This is a genomic window from Dyadobacter fermentans DSM 18053, assembly GCF_000023125.1.
GTDB classification, from domain to species: Bacteria; Bacteroidota; Bacteroidia; order Cytophagales; family Spirosomataceae; genus Dyadobacter; species Dyadobacter fermentans.
This window is the reverse complement of sequence record NC_013037.1, coordinates 4,642,501-4,664,485: the sequence shown is the minus strand read 5'-3', so window position 1 is coordinate 4,664,485 and position 21,985 is coordinate 4,642,501. Positions and strand designations below refer to the sequence as shown.

The window sequence follows — 21,985 nt, the reverse complement described above, 5'->3', positions numbered from 1 at the left end:
ATACAAGTATAGTTTCACAAAAATTTAAAAAAAAGTGATATTTTGATATTATTTAAATCCAAGATTCAGAAGAAAATCGGCTTTTCCCGGGATCGCTAATTATTTAAGGAGTTCACGGGCGATTACAAGTTTTTGGATTTCGGAGGTACCTTCATAAATCTGTGTGATTTTGGCATCGCGCATGAGCCGTTCCACATGGTATTCCCGCACATAACCATAGCCTCCGTGCACCTGAACGGCTTCTGTTGTCACCCACATAGCCACTTCGGATGCATACAATTTTGCCATTGCAGCCGCCTGAATATAGTCCCTGCCTTCGTCCTTCAACCGGGCGGCCTTGTAGACAAGTAACCGCGCGGCCTCAATTTTCGTCGCCATTTCCGACAATTTGAACTGGATCGCCTGATGATCGGCGATCGGTTTCCCGAATGTCTTCCGCTCCTTGGAATATTTTAAGGACAGCTCAAATGCACCCGCCGCGATCCCCAGCGCCTGCGCCGCGATACCAATGCGGCCGCCATTGAGGACATTCATCGCAAACCGGAATCCGAAGCCGTCCTCGCCGATCCGGTTTGCCGCGGGCACCGGCACGTCAGAAAACATCAAAGTATGTGTATCTGAGGCTCTTATGCCCATTTTATCCTCCTTCCTTCCGACAGAAAAGCCTTCCCAGCCTTTCTCGACGATGAATGCATTGATACCCTTATGCCGCAGCTCGGGGTGTGTTTGAGCTATTACCAAACAAACCGCCGAAGTGTTGCCGTTGGTGATCCAATTTTTTGTGCCGTTCAATAAATAATAGTTGCCGTTGGGAAATGCGGTGGTATGCTGCGACGTGGCGTCCGACCCGGCTTCGGGCTCCGACAGGCAGAACGCCCCGATGATCTCCCCGGCAGCCAGCCGCGTCAGGTATTGCTGTTTCTGCGCCTCCGTGCCGTACTTTTCAAGTCCCCAGCACACCAGCGAGTTGTTCACCGACATGATCACGCCTGCCGACGCATCGACCTTCGAAATCTCTTCCATCGCGAGCACGTAGGCGAGCGTATCCATGCCCCCGCCGCCGTATTCCGGCGCTACCATCATGCCCAGAAAGCCCAATTCGCCCATTTTATGAAGCAAATCGGGGTCGAAATGCTGGGCGGCATCACGCTCGCTCACACCGGGCAACAGTTCGGTTTGTGCAAAATCCCGTGCAGCGGCCTGCACAGCCTGATGCTCTTCACTGAGGTTGAAATCCATTCCGGAAAGGGGTTGGGAAGCTGACATAGAAGACGTTGATTTTTGAGGATGAAGATTTTCAAAAATAGGATTTACGAAAAAGGTATGCAAGCATACATTCCTCTAACCGATTAAAACTTTGGGTTTTGAAAGCCGATTTCAACAAAAGTTGTCTTAAGTTTGCGCACTGATCACGACCGATTCACATGCCCGTTCTTACCGTTTTTTACATTAAGCTGCTCATTAACCTTGCATTGACAATCGGAATTATCTGGACGATCAGCCGTTCGGATCTGTTTTCAAAATGGCAGCGCGAAAACGATAAACTGATCCTGACCCTGGGCTTTGTCCTCTTCCGGCTTATCCCGTGGATCGGCATCTTCCTCATCGTCAACGAGGAGCCGCGGGGCGACATTCCTTTCTTTTTCTATAAAGCGGAGGGCGCCAAAGCCGGCGGTTTCGTGTACCGCGATTTCTGGTCGTACCATGCGCCGCTGTATGCCTACATTATCAGCATTCCGGTGTGGATCTGGCACAATGCGCGGGCAATCGTGCTGTTTATGGTGCTGATGGAAAGCGCCATCCTCTGGCTTACCTACGATACTTACAAAAGCAAAAGCCCCAAAGCGCTGCAACTGGCTGCGATTTACTACATGCTGCCGGCCGCATTCATGTACATTCTGGTGGATGGGCAGGAGGAAGTCTGGTTCTGGGGCGCCGCGCTGCTGATCTGGCGGTATACTATTAAAAACAGAAGCAATTACGAAGTCGGCATTGGCATTCTCTACGCCATGACACTGCTGACGATCAAAGTCACATTCATATTCCTGCTGCCGGCATTGCTGGTGATGGTGAAAAAACCCATTAAAATGCTACTCGTGATGGCGGCGATCGGGCTGCCGGCCGTCGGCTTTCTGTACTGGCAAATCGGCGACCTGTTCCTCATGCCGATCCGGCATACCGAGCAGCTCATGACGCCCAACCTGTTTTCGGTGTTGCGGCCATTCGTGGAAATCGTTTTCCATGTGGATGAAAAGAAATCGACGCTTATCAACTGGTTTGGGTTGTTGTTTACCATTTTCATCCCGGTGTACATGGCGTTCAAAGCGCGCCACCGGCACATCAGCGAGGTGTTACCGGGCATTTTCATTGCCGTATTCGTGTGCATGATGCTCTTCCAGGCCAGTGCAATGGGCGCCTATGTGATCGCCTATCTGATGGCCGTTTTGTTTGAAATCATCGACATCCGGAAGACATTCCACGTGGTGGTGCTGCTCGCATTGGACTGGCTCACGGTGGTGCAGCCGTTTGTGTGGGTGTATATCAAGCAGCCCGCCTATACATCGCTGGGCCTTTTTGCAAATACTTCCTACCTGTTTGAGTACGTGCTGCAAATCCTGAATGTGCTCTGCTTCCTCTGGATTCTCCGCGAAACCTACCGTAAAGTGGTGCATTCTCAAACCCTGGCAACGGCATGAACATAGTCCTTGCCAAAACCGCCATCAGCATTGCCGCATTACTGCTTACAGCCGCATTGCTTTTCAAAAGGGAATCGTTGACCGAATGGCTCGAAAAGAAGTCGGCGAATGCCGTGTTGGGCGTCGCTTGGGTTATCCTGCGGCTGCTGCCATTTATCGCAGTGTACCTTGTCGCCAATATGGAGCCTACCTCCGATGTGAACGGGTTCTGGGACGAAGGCAGCAAGGCTTCCATAGGGCAAATCGTCTATCGTGACTTTTGGTCGCCCTACTCACCGCTTTACGCCTATTTCCTCGGCATCTGGCTCAAACTTTGGTACAGCCCGAAGATGATCGTGCTCACGATGGCAGCGATGGACGGCATTGCATTGCTCGTTTCCTACCACTTTTTCCGGCCATTCCAAACCCGCGGCACATTCCTGTTCCGCGCGATCATTTACCTGCTCTTGCCAGGCTCGCTGGTATTATGCGTGATTGGCGCGCAGGAAGATGTATGGATGTGGCTTTTTGTGATCCTCGCCTATCTCGTGCGGGAGCGCACATTGCGCGTGGAGTGGTATGCCATAATTCTGGCGATTGGGCTGTTGATGACCAAGGCCATTTTCGTGCTCATTATGGTGCCCTTGTTTTTATTGGAAAAACAAAAAGTGCGCTTTGTGATCCCTGTTGCCATGATCGGGATTATCTCGCTGGGCATTCTTTATCCGCTTGTCGGGCTGGAATTCATGCAGCCGCTGGATGAGGCCAAAACGCTCCGAGCCCCGAACATTCAGTCCGTACTTAATCCGTGGTTTTACAACTCCATCGGCGTGGGCGAAAAGTTCTGGAACTGGATCGGGCTGGTGGCATCGGTCGGACTGGCTTGCATGGCCGCCTGGCGCCTCCGCAATGCGGACTTCCGCGTGATGCTTTCCAAGGTTTGGATCGTTTTATATGCTACGATGATGATCGTACAACAGAGCGCTTACAGCAATTACATCTTCCTTTTCCTGATCCCGCTCGTGTTCTATGTGATTGATTGGAAGAACAAAACACAGGTTACGATTCTTTTCGTATTCAACCTGCTTTGCGTCGTGCATCCTTCGTACTGGTGGCGGCTCGGGATGCCTTGTTACATGACGCCTTCCGATCCTGCTGCATCGTCCGAACTGCTCATTGATTATGCCATGCAAACTGCCATTGTGATCCTGACAGGCTATTTCATCTGGCTCGCATTCCCGAAAAAGCACGAAGTTTCTTCCAACTAGCAGGTCACACAAACATCGGCTACCTCCGGATAAAAACGACGACTGGCAGCCTGACGCACGTGGATACCAACCCCCAATTTAACTTTCTTTAACGGCCCGCATTCAGTCCCGGTTTCTACATTTGGGAAAACCCCAAGCCCCGGATGCAGCCCGTAGACCGACACACCCTTCACGAACTGCAAATCCTGCCCGAAAACAGCAGGACAGCCAGCATTTTGGCATTCTACAACCACACCGAAACGCTGGGCGGTGCCGATTACCTCAAAAACATCATCACCAAACCAAAAGAAACACTGGAAGACACGATCCGCTTCCAGGACCTTTTAAAAACCTTCGCAAACCACCCGGCCGCATGGCGGATCAACATTGCGAAAGCCTATGCAGCGGCGGCCGAAAGCTACTTCGCGTTGAGCGTGGCGCATTCGATGTCGCAGGATGCAATTAAGCATTGGTTCGACACCTGGTGGTACTCGAAGCGCAACAAGGCCGAATATTATCGCATTCAAAGCGGCGTGCTGGCAACTTTGCGCGTGTTGAGAGCAGTGCAATCCACTTTGGATCATATTTCTGAAACGGCTATTCCGGATGAAATTGCCGACGATATTTCAGAGCTGCGGAAGTTTGTCTCCTCCCCTGCGCTGTCTCTTTTGCTTGGCAAGAAAGATCATAAGATTTCAAACCGCATTACATTTTACCTTGACTATCACTTTCGGATCAGCCACAGGAACGGATTCAGGCATATGCTCGACACCCTTTACAAACTGGATGCTTGTCTGGCGATTGTCAAAGCGGCCAGAGCTTATGAACTTACCTTTCCGGTTTTTGAATGCGATTCCAATGATTTCAGCGCCGGAGACGCCTGGCATCCGCTGATCGAAGAGGCGGTTCCCAATGATCTGAAACCCGGCAACCCGGTGTGCATCCTCACCGGCGCTAATACGAGCGGTAAGACGACCTTTCTCAAAACCTGCGGCATTATCGTATACCTCGCGCACTTGGGCTGGCCTGTGCCTGCAAAATCGCTGCACCTACCATTTATCGACAGGCTCTTCACCTCCATTCATCTCTCCGACGACCTGGATCAGGGTTTCAGCCATTTTTACAATGAAATGATGCGTATCAAACAGATTTCCGAAGCATTGAGCGCCGGAGAGAAATGCTTTGTGATCGTGGATGAATTATTTCGCGGTACCAATCAGGAGGATGCGCTGCATTGTTCCAAAACGGTGCTCGATGGCTTTGCCAATTTCTATGGCTCCCGTTTTTTGGTATCCACACACCTCCACGAACTCATCACGCACTACGCCGATCATCCCAGGCTCAGCTTCCGCTGTTTCCGGACCCGCATTACGGACAATCAATTTGAAAACACATTCAAAATCGAAGAAGGCACCGCATTTGAGAAGGTAGGCAGGCTAATTATGGAGCAAACCGGCGTGACGGCATTGCTCCATAATGCAAAAAGGCCCTCATCGGAATGAGAGCCCTTTGCATATTACGGTTCAATGCGTTACAGACCAAACCGAGGTCACAGCATTAATCTCACATCTTACTCAATCACATCAAACCCGCAGAATGGCACCAGTACCGCCGGTACTTTCACGGTTCCGTCGGGCTGCTGGTTGTTTTCCAGCAATGCGGCCAGAATACGCGGCAATGCCAATGCAGAGCCGTTCAATGTGTGGAGCAGCTGCGTTTTCTTGTCGGCATTTTTGTAGCGCAGTTTCAGACGGTTGGCCTGGTAGGTTTCAAAGTTGGAAACCGAGCTGCATTCCAGCCAGCGCCCCTGCCCGGCCGACCATACTTCGAAATCGTAAGTCAATGCGGACGTGAAACCCATATCGCCGCCGCACAAGCGGAGAATGCGGTAAGGCAGTTCCAGCTTTTCGAGGAGCATTTTGACGTGCTCCACCATTTCGTCGAGGGCTTTATAAGAATCCTCCGGCTTGTTGATCTGCACGATTTCCACCTTATCAAACTGGTGCAAACGATTCAGCCCGCGTACGTGTGCACCCCAGCTGCCCGCTTCGCGGCGGAAGCACGGCGTAAATGCCACGTTTTTCACCGGTAACTCACTTTCAGCCACGATTACATCGCGATAAAGATTGGTCACAGGCACTTCGGCGGTCGGGATAAGGTACAAATCGTCGACAGTCGCGTGGTACATCTGACCTTCCTTGTCCGGCAACTGCCCGGTCGCGAATCCTGAATCAGCATTCACCACGATCGGCGGCTGCACCTCGTTGTAACCTGCATTGCCCGCTTCGCTGAGAAAGAATGCGATCATGGCGCGCTGCAAACGGGCAGCTTTGCCTTTGTACACGGGGAAACCGGCACCGGCAATTTTGTTACCGAGCTCAAAGTCGATGATCGGGGCCAGGTTACCACCCAGCTTCCTGATCAGGTCCCAATGCGGCAATGCGCCTTCGTGCAATGCGGGCTTGGCACCGGCTTCGAGAACGGTCACATTATCGTCCGCGCTGCGGCCTTCGGGCACACTTTCGTGCGGGAGGTTCGGGAGCTTTACGAGCTCTTGCAGCAAGTTTTCTTCGAATGCTTTATGCTCTTCTTCCAAAGCTTTGGAACGCTCTTTCAATGCGGCAGTGTCGGCTTTGGCAGCTTCTGCCTCGGCTTTCTGGCCGGATTTCATTAATGCGCCGATTTCCTTGGCTTTGTTGTTGGACGCAGCCAGCACGTCGTCCAGTTCCTGCTGGACCTGACGACGTCTGCCGTCGAGTTCGATAATGCGGTCTACCGCCTGCTCGGCATCCTTGAAATGCTTTTTAGTCAGTCCCGCGATGGTTAGTTCGCGGTTTTCGCGGATAAAATTCGTTTGTAACATGGGCTGTCGGCTGTCGGCCGTCGGCGATCAGCTGTTAAGTATTTGAATGCTTTGAAATCAGGGAGCCGTGAAAATGTCCTTCATCGCGTCCTCGTAAAAGAACAGGCGCTCGTTGAGGACATTCAATGCTTCCGCTTTGTATTTTGAATGGATCAGCAATGACAGGTTATGCTCCGACGCACCGTACGAAATCATTCGTATCGGGATGTTTTTCATTGCATCAAGCACTTTCAGGGCGATACCTTCTTTGTCGGCGCTGAAATTACCAACGATGCAAATGATGTTCTGATCACGGTCATGTTCCTCTAAATCAGCAAATTCGCGCAATTCGGCACTAATCTGTTCCAGGTTTTCGGAGTTATCGATCGTTACCGACACCGATACTTCGGACGTCGTGATCATATCCACCGGTGTTTTATATTTCTCAAAGATCTCAAACACCCTGCGCAGGAAGCCGTAAGCATTCAGCATACGCGTCGAGTGAATGTAGATCGCCGTGATATTGTCTTTCGCGGCAATGGCTTTGATGTCGCGGTCGGAAGTCTGGGTCGCGATGAGCGTTCCAGGTGCTTCGGGCTGCATGGTGTTTTTCAAACGAACCGGTACACCGCGCAGTTTGGCAGGCGTAATGGTGCTTGGGTGGAGGATTTTCGCACCGAAGTACGCCAGCTCGGCTGCCTCTTCGAACGTCAGCTCGCGGATCGGGAAGGTACGCTTCACAATGCGCGGGTCGTTGTTGTGCATTCCGTCGATGTCGGTCCAGATCTGGATCTCGTCCGCACGGATGGCGCCACCGATGAGTGATGCCGTGTAATCGGAACCTCCTCTTTTCAGGTTATCCACTTCTTCGCGCGGGTTGCGGCAAATGAAGCCCTGGGTTACGATCGTTTGCTTGTCGGTATATTGGTTCAAAATCGTCACCAATTTCTCCTCGATTGTCGCCAGTTCCGGCTCGCCGTCGGCGTCGATGCGCATGAAATCCAATGCAGGCAGCAACACCGAGCTTTCGCCTTTTTCTTCCAGGTATGCCTGGAACATTTTGGTACTCAATATTTCACCTTCCGCAACGAGCTCTTTCTCTTGTTTAATGGTAAAAGGCTTCACGCTTACCACGGATTTGATAAACCCGAACTCGGAATCCACGATCTGCTGACCAGCTGCCAAGCCTTCCGGCGTTGAATACAGTTCTTTGATAAACAGATCGTAATGATTTTTCAACTCTTCAATCAAAGCCGCAGCCTTGGCATCGTCATACGATTTGGCCGCTTCTCCGATAGCGATCAGCGCATTAGTCGAGCCGGACAAAGCCGACAAAACCACGATTTTACGATTAGGATCATTGTTGAGGAGTTCGCGGATTGAGTGCATACGCTCAGGCTTCCCTACCGAAGTACCGCCAAATTTCCAGACTTGCATAGTAATTATGAATGATTGAATGATTGAATTTTGAATGATTGATCGGGTCGCCGGGCGATGGTCTAATGTGTGAATGAGCGAATGATTGAATGAGTGAATGTGCTTTAAGTTGTGGTTCACGTTCCTGAACGGTAACACGCCCTATTCACTCATTCAATCATTCAATCATTCAAAATTAAATTTTTAAGCCCGATCATCTTAATCGCCGTAATGGCCGCCTCGTCGCCTTTGTTGCCGTGGACGCCGCCTGCGCGATCCAGTGCCTGCTCCATGTTGTTGGGAGTCAGTACGCCGAAGATTACTGGCTTATCGCATTTCAGGCTTACGTTGGTAATGCCTTGTGCTACTGCGTGGTTGATGTAATCGTTGTGCTTCGTTTCGCCCTGGATTACCACGCCTAGTGCGATCACCGCATCGATATCGGCACGTTGGGCGTACCATTGCGAGGCTAGGGTAAGCTCGAAGCTACCCGGCACATTACCTCTGACGATATTCGCAGGGAGCGCCCCGTAGGTGATCAGCGTTTGGTAAGCGCCTTCGAAGAGTTTGTCGGTCACTTCGCTGTTCCATTCGGCTACGACGATCGCGAATTTTTTATTGCTGATATCCGGAAGTCCTTCCGTGGTGAATACGCTCAGGTTTTTATCGGCGCTTGACATTGATTTTCAAGGGGTTTGTGAAAACAGGTATGATTTAAGATTTCGGATTAAAATGAATAAAAAAAGGATAAAACCTTAGTCGGCTTTATCCTTTTTCAGAAACAGAATGGGTTAACCATTATTTGCCGACCTGTCCCTCTAATAATCCCATATATTTCTTGGCATTCACCACTTCCGAGGAAAGCGGGAACTCGTCCACAACACGTTTATACGTAGCCACCGCATCAGCAGGCTGGTTAGCCTTTTCCTGAGCGAGCGCCAGTTTCATCAGATAAACGGGTGTAAAATATTCATTCTTCTCATAATCAGCTGCTTTCTTGTAGTAAGAGATAGCCTCAGCAGCCTGATTTTTTTCCAGATAAGCGTCACCGATCAACGACTGGGCACGCGCGTGGATCAGCAGGTCCGAAGAACTGAATGACTGCAAACGGCTGATCGCCTCGTCATATTTGCCTTGTTTCAGCAAAGCCACACCCGCATAGAAGCTCGCGAGGTTGCTCGCATCGGTTCCTTTGTAGTTATCAGCGATTGAAAGAAGACCTTCATTTCCGCCGGCTCCGTTCAATGCTTTTTGCAGTGAATCAGCTTCAAAATCGTAAACGACACTCGCAAGGGCATTCTGAGCAGTGCCTTCCTGACCATCAATATAAAAACGGTAACCCGCGAAACCAGCAATAGCCACCACAACCGCCACACCGATTCCCATCACAACCTTGCGGTTTTTAAGGAAAAAAACCTCAGCTTTATTGATCTGACCCGCTAATGCCTCCGGAGATTCGATGATTTCAATCCCGGGTTCGCCCGGATTTTTCTTGCTCATATCAATTAATTCGATTTTGGAGTGCAAAGTTATGAAAAATTGATTAAGTCAAAACAAGTTAGTACACAATTCTTTGTGTTATATATTTCCCGCCAACCATTAGTTAACGAAAGGCTTACGGTGACAAATGCGTTTCGAGCGCTTTCATTTGCCAGTCAATGCATTAACCTGCCAAAAACAAAAACTGCGCGGCAACCAGGGTCACCGCGCAGCGTCATGCATTAAATATGTATTAGTACAATGGATATTGTTTCATCCATTCGTTCACTTCTGTTTTCACTGCGGCGATTTTCGCGTCGTTGTCGTTGTTCACCAGCACGGTGTCAACCAGGTCCACGATACGCTCCATATCCGCTTCCACCAGCCCACGGGTGGTCATTGCAGCAGTTCCTACGCGCATACCCGAGGTTACCATCGGCGATTTGTCGTCAAACGGTACCATGTTTTTGTTGATGGTAATGTCCGCTTTGATCAATGTATTTTCAGCCAGTTTACCGGTCAGGCCTGATTCCACACCATTTTTAGTGCGCAGGTCGATCAGCATCAGGTGGTTGTCGGTTCCGCCCGAGATTATGCGGTAACCTTTGTCCACGAACGCCTTAGCCATTGCCTGTGCGTTCTTCGCAACCTGGGTCGCATAGTTGTAATATCCTTCGCTCAATGCTTCACCGAATGCAACGGCTTTGGCAGCGATTATGTGCTCCAACGGTCCGCCTTGTGTGCCCGGGAACACGCCCGAGTCAAGCAATGAAGACATGGTACGCAGCGCGCCTTTCGGGGTTTTAATACCGAACGGGTTTTCGAAGTCGTTGCGCATCATGATCACACCGCCGCGTGGGCCGCGCAATGTTTTGTGTGTGGTGGTAGTCACAATGTGGCAGTGGTCGAACGGATCTTTCAAAAGACCTTTCGCGATCAAACCGGCCGGGTGAGAGATATCGGCCATCAGCAATGCACCGATTTTGTCGGCTACGGCGCGCAGGCGCTCGTAATCCCAGTCACGGCTATACGCAGATGCGCCGCAGATCAAAAGCTTCGGACGCTCCTTCAATGCAGTTTCCTCCACTTTATCCCAGTCGATCAGACCGGTTTCCGCTTCTACACCATAAAATACAGGCTGGAAATATTTACCTGAAATGTTCACCGGTGAACCGTGGGTAAGGTGACCGCCGTGCGCGAGGTTGAAACCCATGATCTTATCTCCGGGATTCAAACAAGCCAGGAAAACGGCTGTATTAGCTTGTGCACCCGAGTGTGGCTGTACGTTAGCCCAGGTAGCACCGAAAAGTTCTTTCAAACGGTCGATCGCGATCTGCTCGATTTCATCAACCACCTCGCAGCCTCCATAGTAACGCTTGCCCGGAAGGCCTTCTGCATATTTGTTGGTCAATACACTCCCTGACGCTTCCATAACCTGGCGCGATGTGAAGTTTTCAGAAGCGATCAGTTCGATACCAGACTCCTGGCGATGTTTTTCTCTGTTGATCAGATCAAAAATGGCGGTGTCGCGTTCAACGCTGGTGAGTGTAGACATGGGATTTGTCAGAAAAATGATGTGATACTCGTGGAATTAAGCCGCAAATTTACAAGCATTTCTTGTGGAATAAAATAGGAACACTTACTTTATGTTTAAAGTGCCAACCGACTGAAATGCATTGTGCATACAAATAGCCCTATGACGGGCGGCAAGCGTAGTTTTAAGTGTAAGTTATTTCTTAAATTATTTTAAGAATAATTGTTTTAGGTTGTACTTTTGTGGTCAAATCGTTCGTGCGTGATCGAACACATGAGTAACTTGCGGTTTAATTCCAGTCTATTCACGAAAACTCTTACATCATTCAACTTTAAGTTATGAGCCAACAAACGGTAAGTCCACAAACTATCCTGATGCAAGCTTCCAGCAATGGAAAAGGCACCACCGGCACCATAGGGCAACCCATTACCTATGAAAAAATCCCGACGCAGATTTTTGCCGATTCGAAAGAGGCGTCCTATGCGGTTGCAAAAGAGATCTCGGACCTGATCCGTCAGAAACAAAAGGAAGGTAAGCCTTGCGTTCTGGGACTTGCTACGGGTTCTTCGCCAAAGACCGTCTACGCGATCCTGGTGCGCATGCACCGTGAAGAAGGTTTGAGTTTTAAAAATGTGATTTCTTTCAACCTGGATGAGTACTACCAAATGGAGCCTGATTCCATTTACAGCTACCACCGGTTTATGAAAGAGCAACTGTTCGACCACGTCGACATTCCGAAAGAAAACTATTTCCTGCCGGATGGCACCGTACCTGCGGCATTGCTCCGTGATTACTGTGCTTCGTACGAAAATAAAATCAATGCGGTAGGCGGACTGGATTTCCAGCTGCTCGGTATCGGGGGTAACGGCCACATCGGTTTCAACGAACCGGGCTCGCTCATCAACTCACATACCCGCCTCATCACCCTCGACCATTCTACGCGCGCTGCGGCCAGCATGGAATTCGGTGGCTTGCACAATGTACCGCGCAAGGCAATCACATTGGGTGTGGCGCCTATCCTGAATGCACGCCGGGTGGTGTTGCTGGCCTGGGGTGAAAGAAAAGCGCAGGTAATCAAAGGTGCCGTAGAAGGTCCTGTAACCGAGCTGAACCCCGCTTCCTACCTGCAAGCGCATGCCGACGTGAGCTTTGTCGTAGATGAAAGTGCTGCTTCCGAACTGACTCGCATTAAGACGCCTTGGGCGGTGGATTCGGTGATTTGGGATAATAAAATGATCAAGAAAGCGGTAACGCATTTGTCGCAAACCTTGAAAAAACCCATACTGAAACTGACCGACAAGGACTACAACGACAATGGTATGAGTGACTTGCTGGCACAATATGGTGCTGGTTATGAGATTAATATAAATGTATTTAACCAATTGCAGCATACCATCACCGGCTGGCCGGGTGGTAAGCCTAATGCGGACGATACGCACCGTCCGGAGCGTGCACAGCCCGCGAAAAAACGCGTGTTGATTTTCAGCCCGCACCCGGATGACGATATTATTTCAATGGGCGGTACATTCCAGCGCCTCGTCGATCAGGGTCATGAAGTGCATGTGGCCTACCAGACTTCGGGTAACATCGCCGTAGCCGACGATGAAGCATTGCGTTTCATTGATTTTGTAGTCGACTTCAACACTGGCTTCGACATCGAGAGCCCGAATGCGAATAAGCTCTTCCTGGATGCAAAGGAATTTTTGAGACATACCAAAAACAGCGAGATCGATAGCCCCGAGGTTCGTAAGGTGAAAGGCCTGATCCGCCGTGGTGAAGCGAAAGCTACCTGCCGTTTTGTGGGCATTCCTACCAGCCAGGCGCATTTCCTCGACATGCCGTTCTACGAAACCGGCACAGTCCAGAAAAAACCGATCGGCGAAGAAGATATCAAAATCATCGAAAACCTGATCGAGGAGGTCAAGCCGCACCAGATCTACGCCGCCGGCGACTTTGCCGATCCGCACGGAACGCACAAAGTGTGCTGGGACGCGATCGAAGCCGCATTGCAGCGTTCGAAACATAAGAATTTCATGAAAGACTGCTGGGTGTGGTTGTACCGCGGCGCGTGGGCTGAGTGGGATATTTATGAAATCGAAATGGCGGTGCCGATGAGCCCTGACCAGGTGCTGAAAAAACGCCAGGGAATTTTCAAACACCAGTCGCAGAAAGACGGTGTGGTGTTCCAGGGAGAAGATTCCCGCGAGTTCTGGCAACGTGCGGAGGAGCGCAACCGCGGCACCGCGCAACTCTACGATTCCCTCGGCCTGGCCGAGTACGAAGCGATGGAAGCATTTGTACGCTGGAAGTTCTAAGCAAATACTGCAAATGAAAAGAGCCCGGAAATTCCGGGCTCTTTTCATTTTATATCTACCTGATACGCTGATCCGATATGTGCGGTGCCGTGCCTACAATTCCATGTCAGCCCACATCCGGTGCGCCATTTTCTCAACCATATTCATCACGCCCTGCAAGGCGCCGAAAATGATGCAAAGCGGCAGAATGACCGGCAAAAAGATGAGCCATTGCAATGCCATTGTGAAGTTAAATCTCTTGATAATTGGCGTTTTCATAACAGGATCAGGTGCTTATTTACTTACGATTAGTATCCCAAGTTATACAAATAATGAATATTCAACAAGCTTTTACACTACTAACGATCAAATTTTCTATAAAATTTGAATATTAAATGTAATTATTTCAATCGTAAATATTGGAAAAGTACAGCGCCCCGAGTTGCTACCCGCGAATAGTGGCCAGGCAGTAAAAAAAATTTTTGTTTATTTGTTATAGTAAAGTTAACTGCCACTTCCGACATGCCTTCATCCGACATCATACAGCTATTACCCGATTCCATAGCCAACCAAATCGCCGCAGGGGAGGTCGTTCAGAGACCCGCCTCGGTCGTGAAGGAGCTGATGGAAAATGCGATTGATGCGAAGGCAACGAACGTCCAGGTGATCCTGCGCGAAGCCGGCCGGACCCTCATCCAGGTGATCGACAACGGTACCGGAATGTCGGAAACAGACGCGCGGATGAGCTTCGAACGGCATGCTACCTCCAAAATCAGGCAGTCGGAAGACCTGTTCAGGATCAGGACAATGGGCTTTCGCGGCGAAGCGCTGGCGTCCATCGCGGCGGTGGCGCAGGTGGAAATGCGCACGCGCCAGGAGTCGGACGAGCTGGGCACGCTCATCCGCATTGACGGCTCGGAAATCAAAACCCAGGAGCCGGTAGCCTGCCCAAAAGGCACAAACTTTTCCATTCGCAACCTGTTTTTCAATGTGCCTGCCCGAAGAAACTTCCTAAAATCGAATTCGGTCGAAATGCGGCATGTGCTCGACGAGTTCCAGCGCGTGGCATTGGCGCATCCGGAGGTTGGTTTTACGCTGCATCATAACGATACGGAGGTCTTCAACCTACAACCGGTGAAGCTGGTCCGGCGGATCATCGATATTTACGGCAAAAGCTACCGCGAGCAGCTGGCCTATTGCCAGGAAGATACTTCGTACATTAAAGTGCGTGGATACATCGGCAAGCCCGAATTTGCCCGCAAAACCCGGGGCGAGCAGTTCTTTTTCGTAAACGACCGGTTTATCAAGCACAACTACATGCACCACGCGGTGATCAGCGCTTTCGACGGGACCATTCCCGAAGGCAGTCATCCGTTTTATGTGTTGTTCATTGATATCGACCCATCACACATTGATATCAACATTCACCCCACTAAAACGGAGATCAAGTTCGACGACGAGCGATCGGTTTATGCCATCATCATGGCGGCGGTGAAGAAGGCCGTGGGCGTTTATAATCTATCGCAGTCCATTGATTTTGAGGAAAACATCAATTTCCTGAACCCCACCACACCAACCGACCCCAGCCCGAACCTTATCCCGCGCACCGTCATGCCCGACTGGGCCGCACAACCGCGCAAAAGTGAAGGCAATGCTTCCAAATCCAACCTGACGAATTGGAGCAAGCTTTTCGAAGGGCTGCAAAATACGGACGACCGGCACCGCGAACTTGCTGCTTTTGAAATGAATGCACCTTCCGCATCGCGGCCGGTGTACCAGGAGCAGGCGAAAACCGTGGCCAGCAAGGTAAACAGGATGGCCTCAGAAGTGGTAGCTGCACCGGAAGCGGACGCATTGTTGTTCCAGCTTCACAACCGCTACATTTTGTCGCAGGTAAAAGACGGGATCATGCTCATCGACCAGAAGGCGGCCTACGAACGCATTCTATACGAAAGATATCGTAAGATGCTTATTAACCGCAACGGCGCCTGCCAGCAGCTGCTTTTCCCGAAAACGATCCGCCTCACGCATTCGGACATGCAGCTCGTGCATGAAACGAAAAAGGAGATTCGGAGTCTGGGATTTGAGTTCGACGAATTTGGAACCAATGAATTGATCATTCGGGGCATTCCGGCCGATTTGCCGGAAGAAAGCGAGCAGGATTTGTTCGAAGAGCTGATCGAGCAACTCAAACAGAGTTATTCCGACCTTAAACTGAACAAGCCGGAAAGCCTGTCACGGTCGCTGGCAAAGCGTTTTTCGGTTCGTTATGCGGTGAAACTGTCGCACATGGAAATACACACGCTCATGAACCAGTTGTTTTCATCATCGGACCCGAACCGGACGCCCGGTGGAGACCCGATTATCGTTTTGCTGACCATGGATAAGCTGGCCAATATCTTCAGGAATTAAGAACAAAAGCCGGCATTGTCGAGTTATAGAAGTTAAATATTTGAATTCGAACTAAATATGTTAGCCATAACCCCTACGGTAAGGAATTTGCTGATTCTGAATATACTTTTCTACTTCATAGATTCTTCCGTTTTCAGTCTGAAAGGGCAATTCGCGCTTATGCCGGTGATGTCGCCCGAGTTCCATATTTTCCAGTTTGTAAGCTACATGTTCCTGCATGGCGGCATCGGACACCTTTTTAGCAACATGTTCGGTCTGATCATGTTCGGGCCGCTGCTCGAAAGGGTCTGGGGGCCAAAACGCTTCCTGATATTCTACTTTGTGACCGGTATCGGCGCGGGGATGCTTTTCTCCGGCATAGGGCTATATGAAAACTGGCAGGTAGCACAGGCTGTTGAGTTATTTACCCAAAATCCGACGCCCGACGGCCTGGCCGACTTCCTGAGCAAACATGCCGAACCACTTTATGAACCGAACCTCGGATTTTTAAATTCTTTCGAAGGAAATCCAACCAATTCCGTGTATATTCAACAGAGTATTAAGCTGGTACAAGGATATTACGCCTGGTCTATCAGCATACCTATGGTCGGGGCCTCGGGAGCGATTTTCGGGATTCTGATGGCGTTTGGTTTGTTATTTCCGAATACGGAGTTGTTTCTCCTGTTCGTACCGTTCCCGATCAAAGCAAAATATTTCGTTGCTTTTTACGGGCTTTTCGAATTGTATTCGGGGATACAAAATGCTCAGTCCGATAATGTTGCCCACTTCGCGCACGTTGGAGGAATGCTATTTGCATATATATTGTTGCGTTACTGGGGTACGCAAAAGTCAAATTTCTATTAGAAGAAGAAGATGAGCAATATTGTTGACGACGTTAAGCGGGAATTCGCGAAATCCGAGAACGCACTTGTTAAGATTATCCTGGTAAATACAGCGGTGTTCCTGATCCTGCTGCTCATGAAGATTGTGCTTACCCTATCGCAGTCCTCGAACGTATATGCATTGGTGATCAATATGTTACAGCTTCCTGCTGCCACGCAGGAGTTCATTTACAAGCCCTGGACGCTGATCACCTACTTTTTCACACACGACGACATCTTCCACATTCTGTTCAACATGCTCTTTCTGTACTGGTTCGGGAAACTGGTAGATGAGTATCTGGGTGCCAAAAGAGTAATAGCACTCTATCTGCTTGGCGGGATCGCCGGCGGGCTGATTTACATTGTATTATATAACTTACTGCCTTATTTTCAGGCACATATAGAAGGGTCTCGCATGCTGGGGGCATCGGCGGCGGCATTTTCGGTGGCGGTAGGCGCGTCCACATTGTTGCCGAATTATACTTTTAACCTGATTTTTCTGGGTCCTGTCCGCATCAAGTTCATCGCGCTTTTTTACATTATCCTTTCATTGGCCCAAACCGTCGGCCCGAATGCCGGGGGTAACCTGGCGCATTTGGGCGGCGCATTCACCGGTTATGTTTTCATCAAACTGCTGCAAAACGGGACAGATCTGGGTAAGCCGATCTACGGGTTGCTGTCGGTATGGTCGCGTATTTTCCGCAAACGTCCGTCCATGCAGGTAACCTACCGCGAACGGCAGGTATACCGCAGCACGAGCGTGTATTCATCGTCATCATCCGGCACGATCGAAATGCCTGATCAGATGGAGATCGATTCGATCCTCGATAAGATTTCCAAATCGGGCTACGAAAGCCTGACCCGGGAAGAAAAGCAGAAGCTGTTCAAGGCGAGCCAGCAAAAATAATAGTCGTACTTAATGCGTATTTGCTTAATTTTGTGACTATTTAATAGAAGCGGACAGCGAGTACATTTGATTCAATAGCCCTACGGTATGCTTATAACGCCAGGAAAATTATTAGCAACAATTAATTCTCCCGAAGATCTCCGAAAACTGGACAGTTCTCAGCTTCCGCAGGTTTGCAACGAGTTAAGGCAATTTATTATAGACAACGTGTCCGTGTACGGCGGGCATTTCGGCGCTAGCCTCGGAGTGGTGGAACTGAGCGTAGCATTGCATTACGTTTTCAATACGCCCGACGATCAGCTTGTGTGGGACGTAGGTCACCAGGCTTACGGGCATAAAATCCTTACAGGTCGCCGCGACGACTTCCATTCCAACCGCGTTTACGGCGGGTTATCCGGTTTTCCCAAAAGAAAAGAGAGCATTTACGATGCATTTGGTGTAGGTCACTCGTCGACATCCATTTCGTCCGCGCTCGGAATGGCGGTGGCATCAGCATTGGAAAAGAACTTCCAGCGCCAGCACATCGCGATCATCGGCGACGGTGCCATGACGGCCGGTTTGGCCTTCGAAGGCATGAACCACGCCGGCGCCACGGACTCCAATTTGCTGATCATCCTCAATGATAACTGCATGGCCATCGACCCGAACGTCGGTGCGCTGAAAGAATACCTGACCGACATCACGACTTCGCAGACTTATAACAAGTTCAAAGACGAAGTCTGGAACCTGCTCGGCAAGATGAGTAACTTCGGCAAAAGTGCTCAGGAGATTGTTTCAAAAGTGGAGACGGCCATGAAAACCGCCATTCTTCGCCAGAGCAACCTGTTTGAATCGCTTGGCTTGCGCTATTTCGGCCCGATTGATGGCAACGATATCAGCCATCTCACCGAAGTATTGAAAGACCTTAAAAACATCCCGGGTCCAAAGCTGCTGCATTGCCTTACCGTAAAAGGAAAAGGCTACGGACCGGCTGAAAAGGACCAAACGAAATGGCATGCTCCCGGCGTTTTCGACAAAATCACGGGGGAGATCAAGAAAAAAGTTTACGACACGCCTCAGGCGCCCAAATACCAGGATGTCTTCGGCCATACCATTGTAGAACTGGCGAAAGCAAATCCCAAAATTGTCGGTATCACGCCTGCCATGCCGTCCGGCTCGTCACTAAACATCATGATGGAAGCCGTTCCTGAAAGGGCTTTCGACGTCGGCATCGCCGAACAGCACGCTGTTACTTTCTCGGCGGGCATGGCTACACGCGGCGAAGTGGTCTATTGTAACATTTATTCCACTTTCATGCAGCGCGCGTACGATCAGGTCGTGCACGACGTATGCATTCAGGAACTGCCAGTAATATTCTGTCTCGACAGGGCAGGCCTCGTAGGCGCCGATGGCCCGACACACCATGGCTTGTATGACATTGCTTACATGCGTTGTATTCCAAATATGGTGGTCGCCTCGCCGATGAACGAGCAGGAACTACGGAACATGATGTACACCGCCCAGCTGGAATCGTTTCAGTCAGGCAAAAACGCATTCACCATCCGCTATCCAAGAGGCAATGGAGTAATGCCGGATTGGAAAACACCATTCGAAGAAATTCAGATTGGAAAAGGCCGCAAAGTCCGGAGTGGCAGCGACCTTGCCATCCTATCTCTCGGCCCGCTTGGAAACTTCGCGTTGCAGGCTTGTGAAGACTTAGAGAAACAAGGCATTAGCGCTTCACTTTATGATATGCGTTTTGCAAAGCCATTAGATGAGGCTCTGCTGCACGAAATCTTCTCATCCTATGAGAGAGTCATCACACTGGAAGATGGCTGCGTGCAAGGCGGATTTGGCAGCGCAGTGGTCGAGTTCATGGCTGACAATGGATACAGCAGCGCAATCAAACGTCTCGGCATCGCAGATACAATCATCGAACACGGCGAACCAGCCGAATTGTATCACGAATGCGGAATAGATACAAAAGGGATTGTATCGGCTTCGGTAGAAGTGATGCAACGCCGTTCCCGTGTCGCCTCTTTAATGCATTAGAGAAAAAATTCTTTGAGATAGAAAGCCGGTCGTTTGATCGGCTTTTTTGTTGTGGGCTTGGTAGGGGCAAAATCGGCTGTGCAGGACGCTATCATTGGTAGGCTTAGCAACTTGTCCCGCTGGATGAAAAAATGATATTCCTGGGGCTTCAAAGGAATCCTGGGGATACTTCCACAATATGCCGCTCAATCTCAAATTTCAGAAATGCAAAAAAGCCGCCCATTTCTGAGCAGCGTTATATTTTAATAATTGTGGCGGCTAGGCTTCGCGGCTCATGCCTACTTTGCCAAGGCTTGATTGGAGATGCCCATTTCAAATATCGGTGCCGAATCACAGTTTGATATTTCGGTATCAAGTGAGAAGAAATCAACACCCAAAATGCAAAAAAGCCTCACATTTCTGCGAGGCTTTTGCTTTTAATAATTGTGGCGGCTAAGCTGCGCGCCCCGCCTACGCGGCCCGGCCTACATTACCAGGTTTGGTCGGGGACGCCCAGTCGGGGGACGCCCAGTCGGGGGACGCCTAGTCGGGGACGCCCAGTCCAAGTATCATCGGCGGACCCGGGCTTAGGCAGCCCCGCTTAACTTCTCTGTTTCGGACCGGGGTCGCGCACGACTGGGAAGAGGTGAGCACCCCAAAACGCAAAAAAGCATCCCTTATGAGGATGCTTTTGCTTTTAATAATTGTGGCGACTACCTACTTTACCAGGTTTGATCCAAGTATCATCGGCGGAACTGGGCTTAACTTCTCTGTTCGGGATGGGAAGAGGTGAACACCAGTCCAATAGTCACCAACAAGCTCTTTGAGTTATCAATGAACCAGTCATTGATTTTCATGTCATATTGGAAGTAGAAGAGATGAAGGATAAAGATTAAATGTGCAAGCTGTTGGGTAATTAGTACTGCTCAGCTGAGTGTATTTCGACACGTGTACCTGCAGCCTATCAACGTCGTAGTCTACAACGACCCTTATGTGGAAGATTCATCTTCGGGCTAGTTTCGCACTTAGATGCTTTCAGCGCTTATCTATTCCCCACATAGCTACCCGGCCATGCTACTGGCGTAACAACCGGCTCACCAGCGGTGGGTCCAACCCGGTCCTCTCGTACTAAGGTCAGCCCCCGTCAATCTTCCTACGCCCACCACAGATAGGGACCGAACTGTCTCACGACGTTCTGAACCCAGCTCGCGTGCCACTTTAATCGGCGAACAGCCGAACCCTTGGGACCTTCTCCAGCCCCAGGATGTGACGAGCCGACATCGAGGTGCCAAACCTCCCCGTCGATGTGAGCTCTTGGGGGAGATCAGCCTGTTATCCCCGGCGTACCTTTTATCCTTTGAGCGATGGCCCTTCCATACAGAACCACCGGATCACTATACCCTGGTTTCCCACCTGCTCGACCCGTCGGTCTCGCAGTCAAGCCTGCTTGTACTATTGCACTCCACACACGGTTACCAAGCGTGTTGAGCAGACCTTTGGAAGCCTCCGTTACACTTTTGGAGGCGACCACCCCAGTCAAACTACCCACCATGCACGGTCCTTGACGCAGTCAAGTTAGATCCCAGGCCAGCGAAGGGTGGTATTTCAACGTTGGCTCCTGAACGCCTGGCGACGCCCAATCACAGCCTCCCACCTATCCTACACATCCCTGACCCGAAAACAATGCAAAGCTATAGTAAAGGTGCACGGGGTCTTTCCGTCCCGTGGCGGGTAAGCGGCATCTTCACCGCTACTACAATTTCACCGAGCTCACGGCCGAGACAGTGCCCAGATCGTTACACCATTCGTGCAGGTCGGAACTTACCCGACAAGGAATTTCGCTACCTTAGGACCGTTATAGTTACGGCCGCCGTTTACTGGGGCTTCGATTCAATGCTTCCCTTGCGGTAACATCCCCTCTTAACCTTCCAGCACCGGGCAGGTGTCAGGCCCTATACGTCATCTTTCGATTTGGCAGAGCCCTGTGTTTTTGCTAAACAGTCGCCTGGGCCATTTCTCTGCGGCCTCTCTTGCGAGGAGGCTCCCCTTCTCCCGAAGTTACAGGGTTAATTTGCCGAGTTCCTTAGCCGTGATTCACTCGAGCACCTTAGAATATTCTTCTCGACTACCTGTGTCGGTTTACGGTACGGGCTGCATACAGCTGGAGTTTCAAAAGCTTTTCTTGGAAGCGTCTTCAATGGTTCGCATCGCCCGTAGGCTCCGCTCAACGCACTATTCCGTCAGTACGTACCACCCACGTCGCTCCGTCACTTTTTCACACTGCATGCAGGGGCAGGAATATTAACCTG

Annotated in this window: 15 protein-coding genes and 2 rRNA genes (1 of these 17 cut by a window edge); 8 read left to right on the top strand and 9 right to left on the bottom strand. The window is 50.3% G+C overall.

What is annotated here, in order from left to right; translation table 11 throughout:
• Positions 1 to 99 precede the first annotated feature (99 nt).
• Complete coding sequence (locus tag DFER_RS19015; RefSeq protein WP_015813270.1) at positions 100 to 1,239, bottom strand: acyl-CoA dehydrogenase; 1,140 nt, start codon at positions 1,237 to 1,239, stop codon at positions 100 to 102.
• A gap of 185 nt (positions 1,240 to 1,424) precedes the next feature.
• Between DFER_RS19015 and DFER_RS19010 the strand changes: the two genes are divergently transcribed.
• The 3 genes from DFER_RS19010 (at position 1,425) to DFER_RS19000 (ending at position 5,424) form a co-directional block, all read left to right on the top strand.
• On the top strand, positions 1,425 to 2,696 hold the full coding sequence (locus tag DFER_RS19010) for a hypothetical protein (protein WP_015813269.1): 1,272 nt from the start codon (positions 1,425 to 1,427) through the stop codon (positions 2,694 to 2,696).
• Positions 2,693 to 3,943 carry a hypothetical protein gene (locus DFER_RS19005; RefSeq protein ID WP_015813268.1) on the top strand — a complete coding sequence of 417 codons (1,251 nt, stop codon included), beginning with the start codon at positions 2,693 to 2,695 and terminating at the stop codon, positions 3,941 to 3,943. Before DFER_RS19010 ends, DFER_RS19005 begins: the two co-directional genes overlap by 4 nt.
• 143 nt (positions 3,944 to 4,086) lie before the next feature.
• Complete coding sequence (locus DFER_RS19000) at positions 4,087 to 5,424, top strand: MutS-related protein (RefSeq protein ID WP_015813267.1); 1,338 nt, start codon at positions 4,087 to 4,089, stop codon at positions 5,422 to 5,424.
• A 68-nt stretch (positions 5,425 to 5,492) separates the two neighbouring features.
• On the opposite strand, the gene serS is transcribed toward DFER_RS19000, so the two are convergent.
• From serS to glyA, 5 genes are all read right to left on the bottom strand, one after another.
• Positions 5,493 to 6,785, bottom strand: coding sequence for a serine--tRNA ligase (gene serS, locus DFER_RS18995; protein WP_015813266.1), 1,293 nt, complete (start codon positions 6,783 to 6,785; stop codon positions 5,493 to 5,495).
• 57 nt (positions 6,786 to 6,842) lie between these two features.
• Entirely contained in the window at positions 6,843 to 8,201 is a 1,359-nt protein-coding gene (locus DFER_RS18990) for an aspartate kinase (protein ID WP_015813265.1), read from the bottom strand.
• Positions 8,202 to 8,362: 161 nt separating this feature from the next.
• Positions 8,363 to 8,860, bottom strand: coding sequence for a 6,7-dimethyl-8-ribityllumazine synthase (gene ribH / locus DFER_RS18985; protein WP_015813264.1), 498 nt, complete (start codon positions 8,858 to 8,860; stop codon positions 8,363 to 8,365).
• A gap of 118 nt (positions 8,861 to 8,978) precedes the next feature.
• The gene (locus DFER_RS18980; RefSeq protein ID WP_015813263.1) at positions 8,979 to 9,680 is read right to left on the bottom strand and encodes a tetratricopeptide repeat protein; all 702 of its coding nucleotides are present in this window, start codon (positions 9,678 to 9,680) and stop codon (positions 8,979 to 8,981) included.
• A 232-nt stretch (positions 9,681 to 9,912) separates the two neighbouring features.
• Positions 9,913 to 11,214 carry a serine hydroxymethyltransferase gene (glyA, locus tag DFER_RS18975; protein WP_015813262.1) on the bottom strand — a complete coding sequence of 434 codons (1,302 nt, stop codon included), beginning with the start codon at positions 11,212 to 11,214 and terminating at the stop codon, positions 9,913 to 9,915.
• A 353-nt stretch (positions 11,215 to 11,567) separates the two neighbouring features.
• Between glyA and nagB the strand changes: the two genes are divergently transcribed.
• On the top strand, positions 11,568 to 13,508 hold the full coding sequence (nagB, locus tag DFER_RS18970; RefSeq protein WP_015813261.1) for a glucosamine-6-phosphate deaminase: 1,941 nt from the start codon (positions 11,568 to 11,570) through the stop codon (positions 13,506 to 13,508).
• Positions 13,509 to 13,601: 93 nt separating this feature from the next.
• Here nagB and DFER_RS30185 read toward each other — a convergent pair whose 3' ends face one another.
• Positions 13,602 to 13,766, bottom strand: a complete 165-nt coding sequence (locus DFER_RS30185) for a hypothetical protein (RefSeq protein ID WP_015813260.1) — start codon at positions 13,764 to 13,766, stop codon at positions 13,602 to 13,604.
• Positions 13,767 to 14,009: 243 nt separating this feature from the next.
• Here DFER_RS30185 and mutL point away from each other — a divergent pair, with 243 nt between their 5' ends.
• From mutL to dxs, 4 genes are all read left to right on the top strand, one after another.
• Positions 14,010 to 15,899 carry a DNA mismatch repair endonuclease MutL gene (gene mutL / locus DFER_RS18965; RefSeq protein WP_015813259.1) on the top strand — a complete coding sequence of 630 codons (1,890 nt, stop codon included), beginning with the start codon at positions 14,010 to 14,012 and terminating at the stop codon, positions 15,897 to 15,899.
• Positions 15,900 to 15,956: 57 nt separating this feature from the next.
• Complete coding sequence (locus DFER_RS18960) at positions 15,957 to 16,742, top strand: rhomboid family intramembrane serine protease (RefSeq protein WP_015813258.1); 786 nt, start codon at positions 15,957 to 15,959, stop codon at positions 16,740 to 16,742.
• A gap of 9 nt (positions 16,743 to 16,751) precedes the next feature.
• Entirely contained in the window at positions 16,752 to 17,666 is a 915-nt protein-coding gene (locus DFER_RS18955) for a rhomboid family intramembrane serine protease (protein ID WP_015813257.1), read from the top strand.
• 87 nt (positions 17,667 to 17,753) lie between these two features.
• The gene (gene dxs, locus DFER_RS18950) at positions 17,754 to 19,697 is read left to right on the top strand and encodes a 1-deoxy-D-xylulose-5-phosphate synthase (RefSeq protein ID WP_015813256.1); all 1,944 of its coding nucleotides are present in this window, start codon (positions 17,754 to 17,756) and stop codon (positions 19,695 to 19,697) included.
• A 683-nt stretch (positions 19,698 to 20,380) separates the two neighbouring features.
• Here the strand turns inward: dxs and rrf are convergent.
• Positions 20,381 to 20,492: ribosomal RNA gene (gene rrf / locus DFER_RS18945) — 5S ribosomal RNA — on the bottom strand.
• Between the two features lie 80 nt (positions 20,493 to 20,572).
• Positions 20,573 to 21,985: ribosomal RNA gene (locus DFER_RS18940) — 23S ribosomal RNA — on the bottom strand (it continues 1,405 nt past the right edge of the window).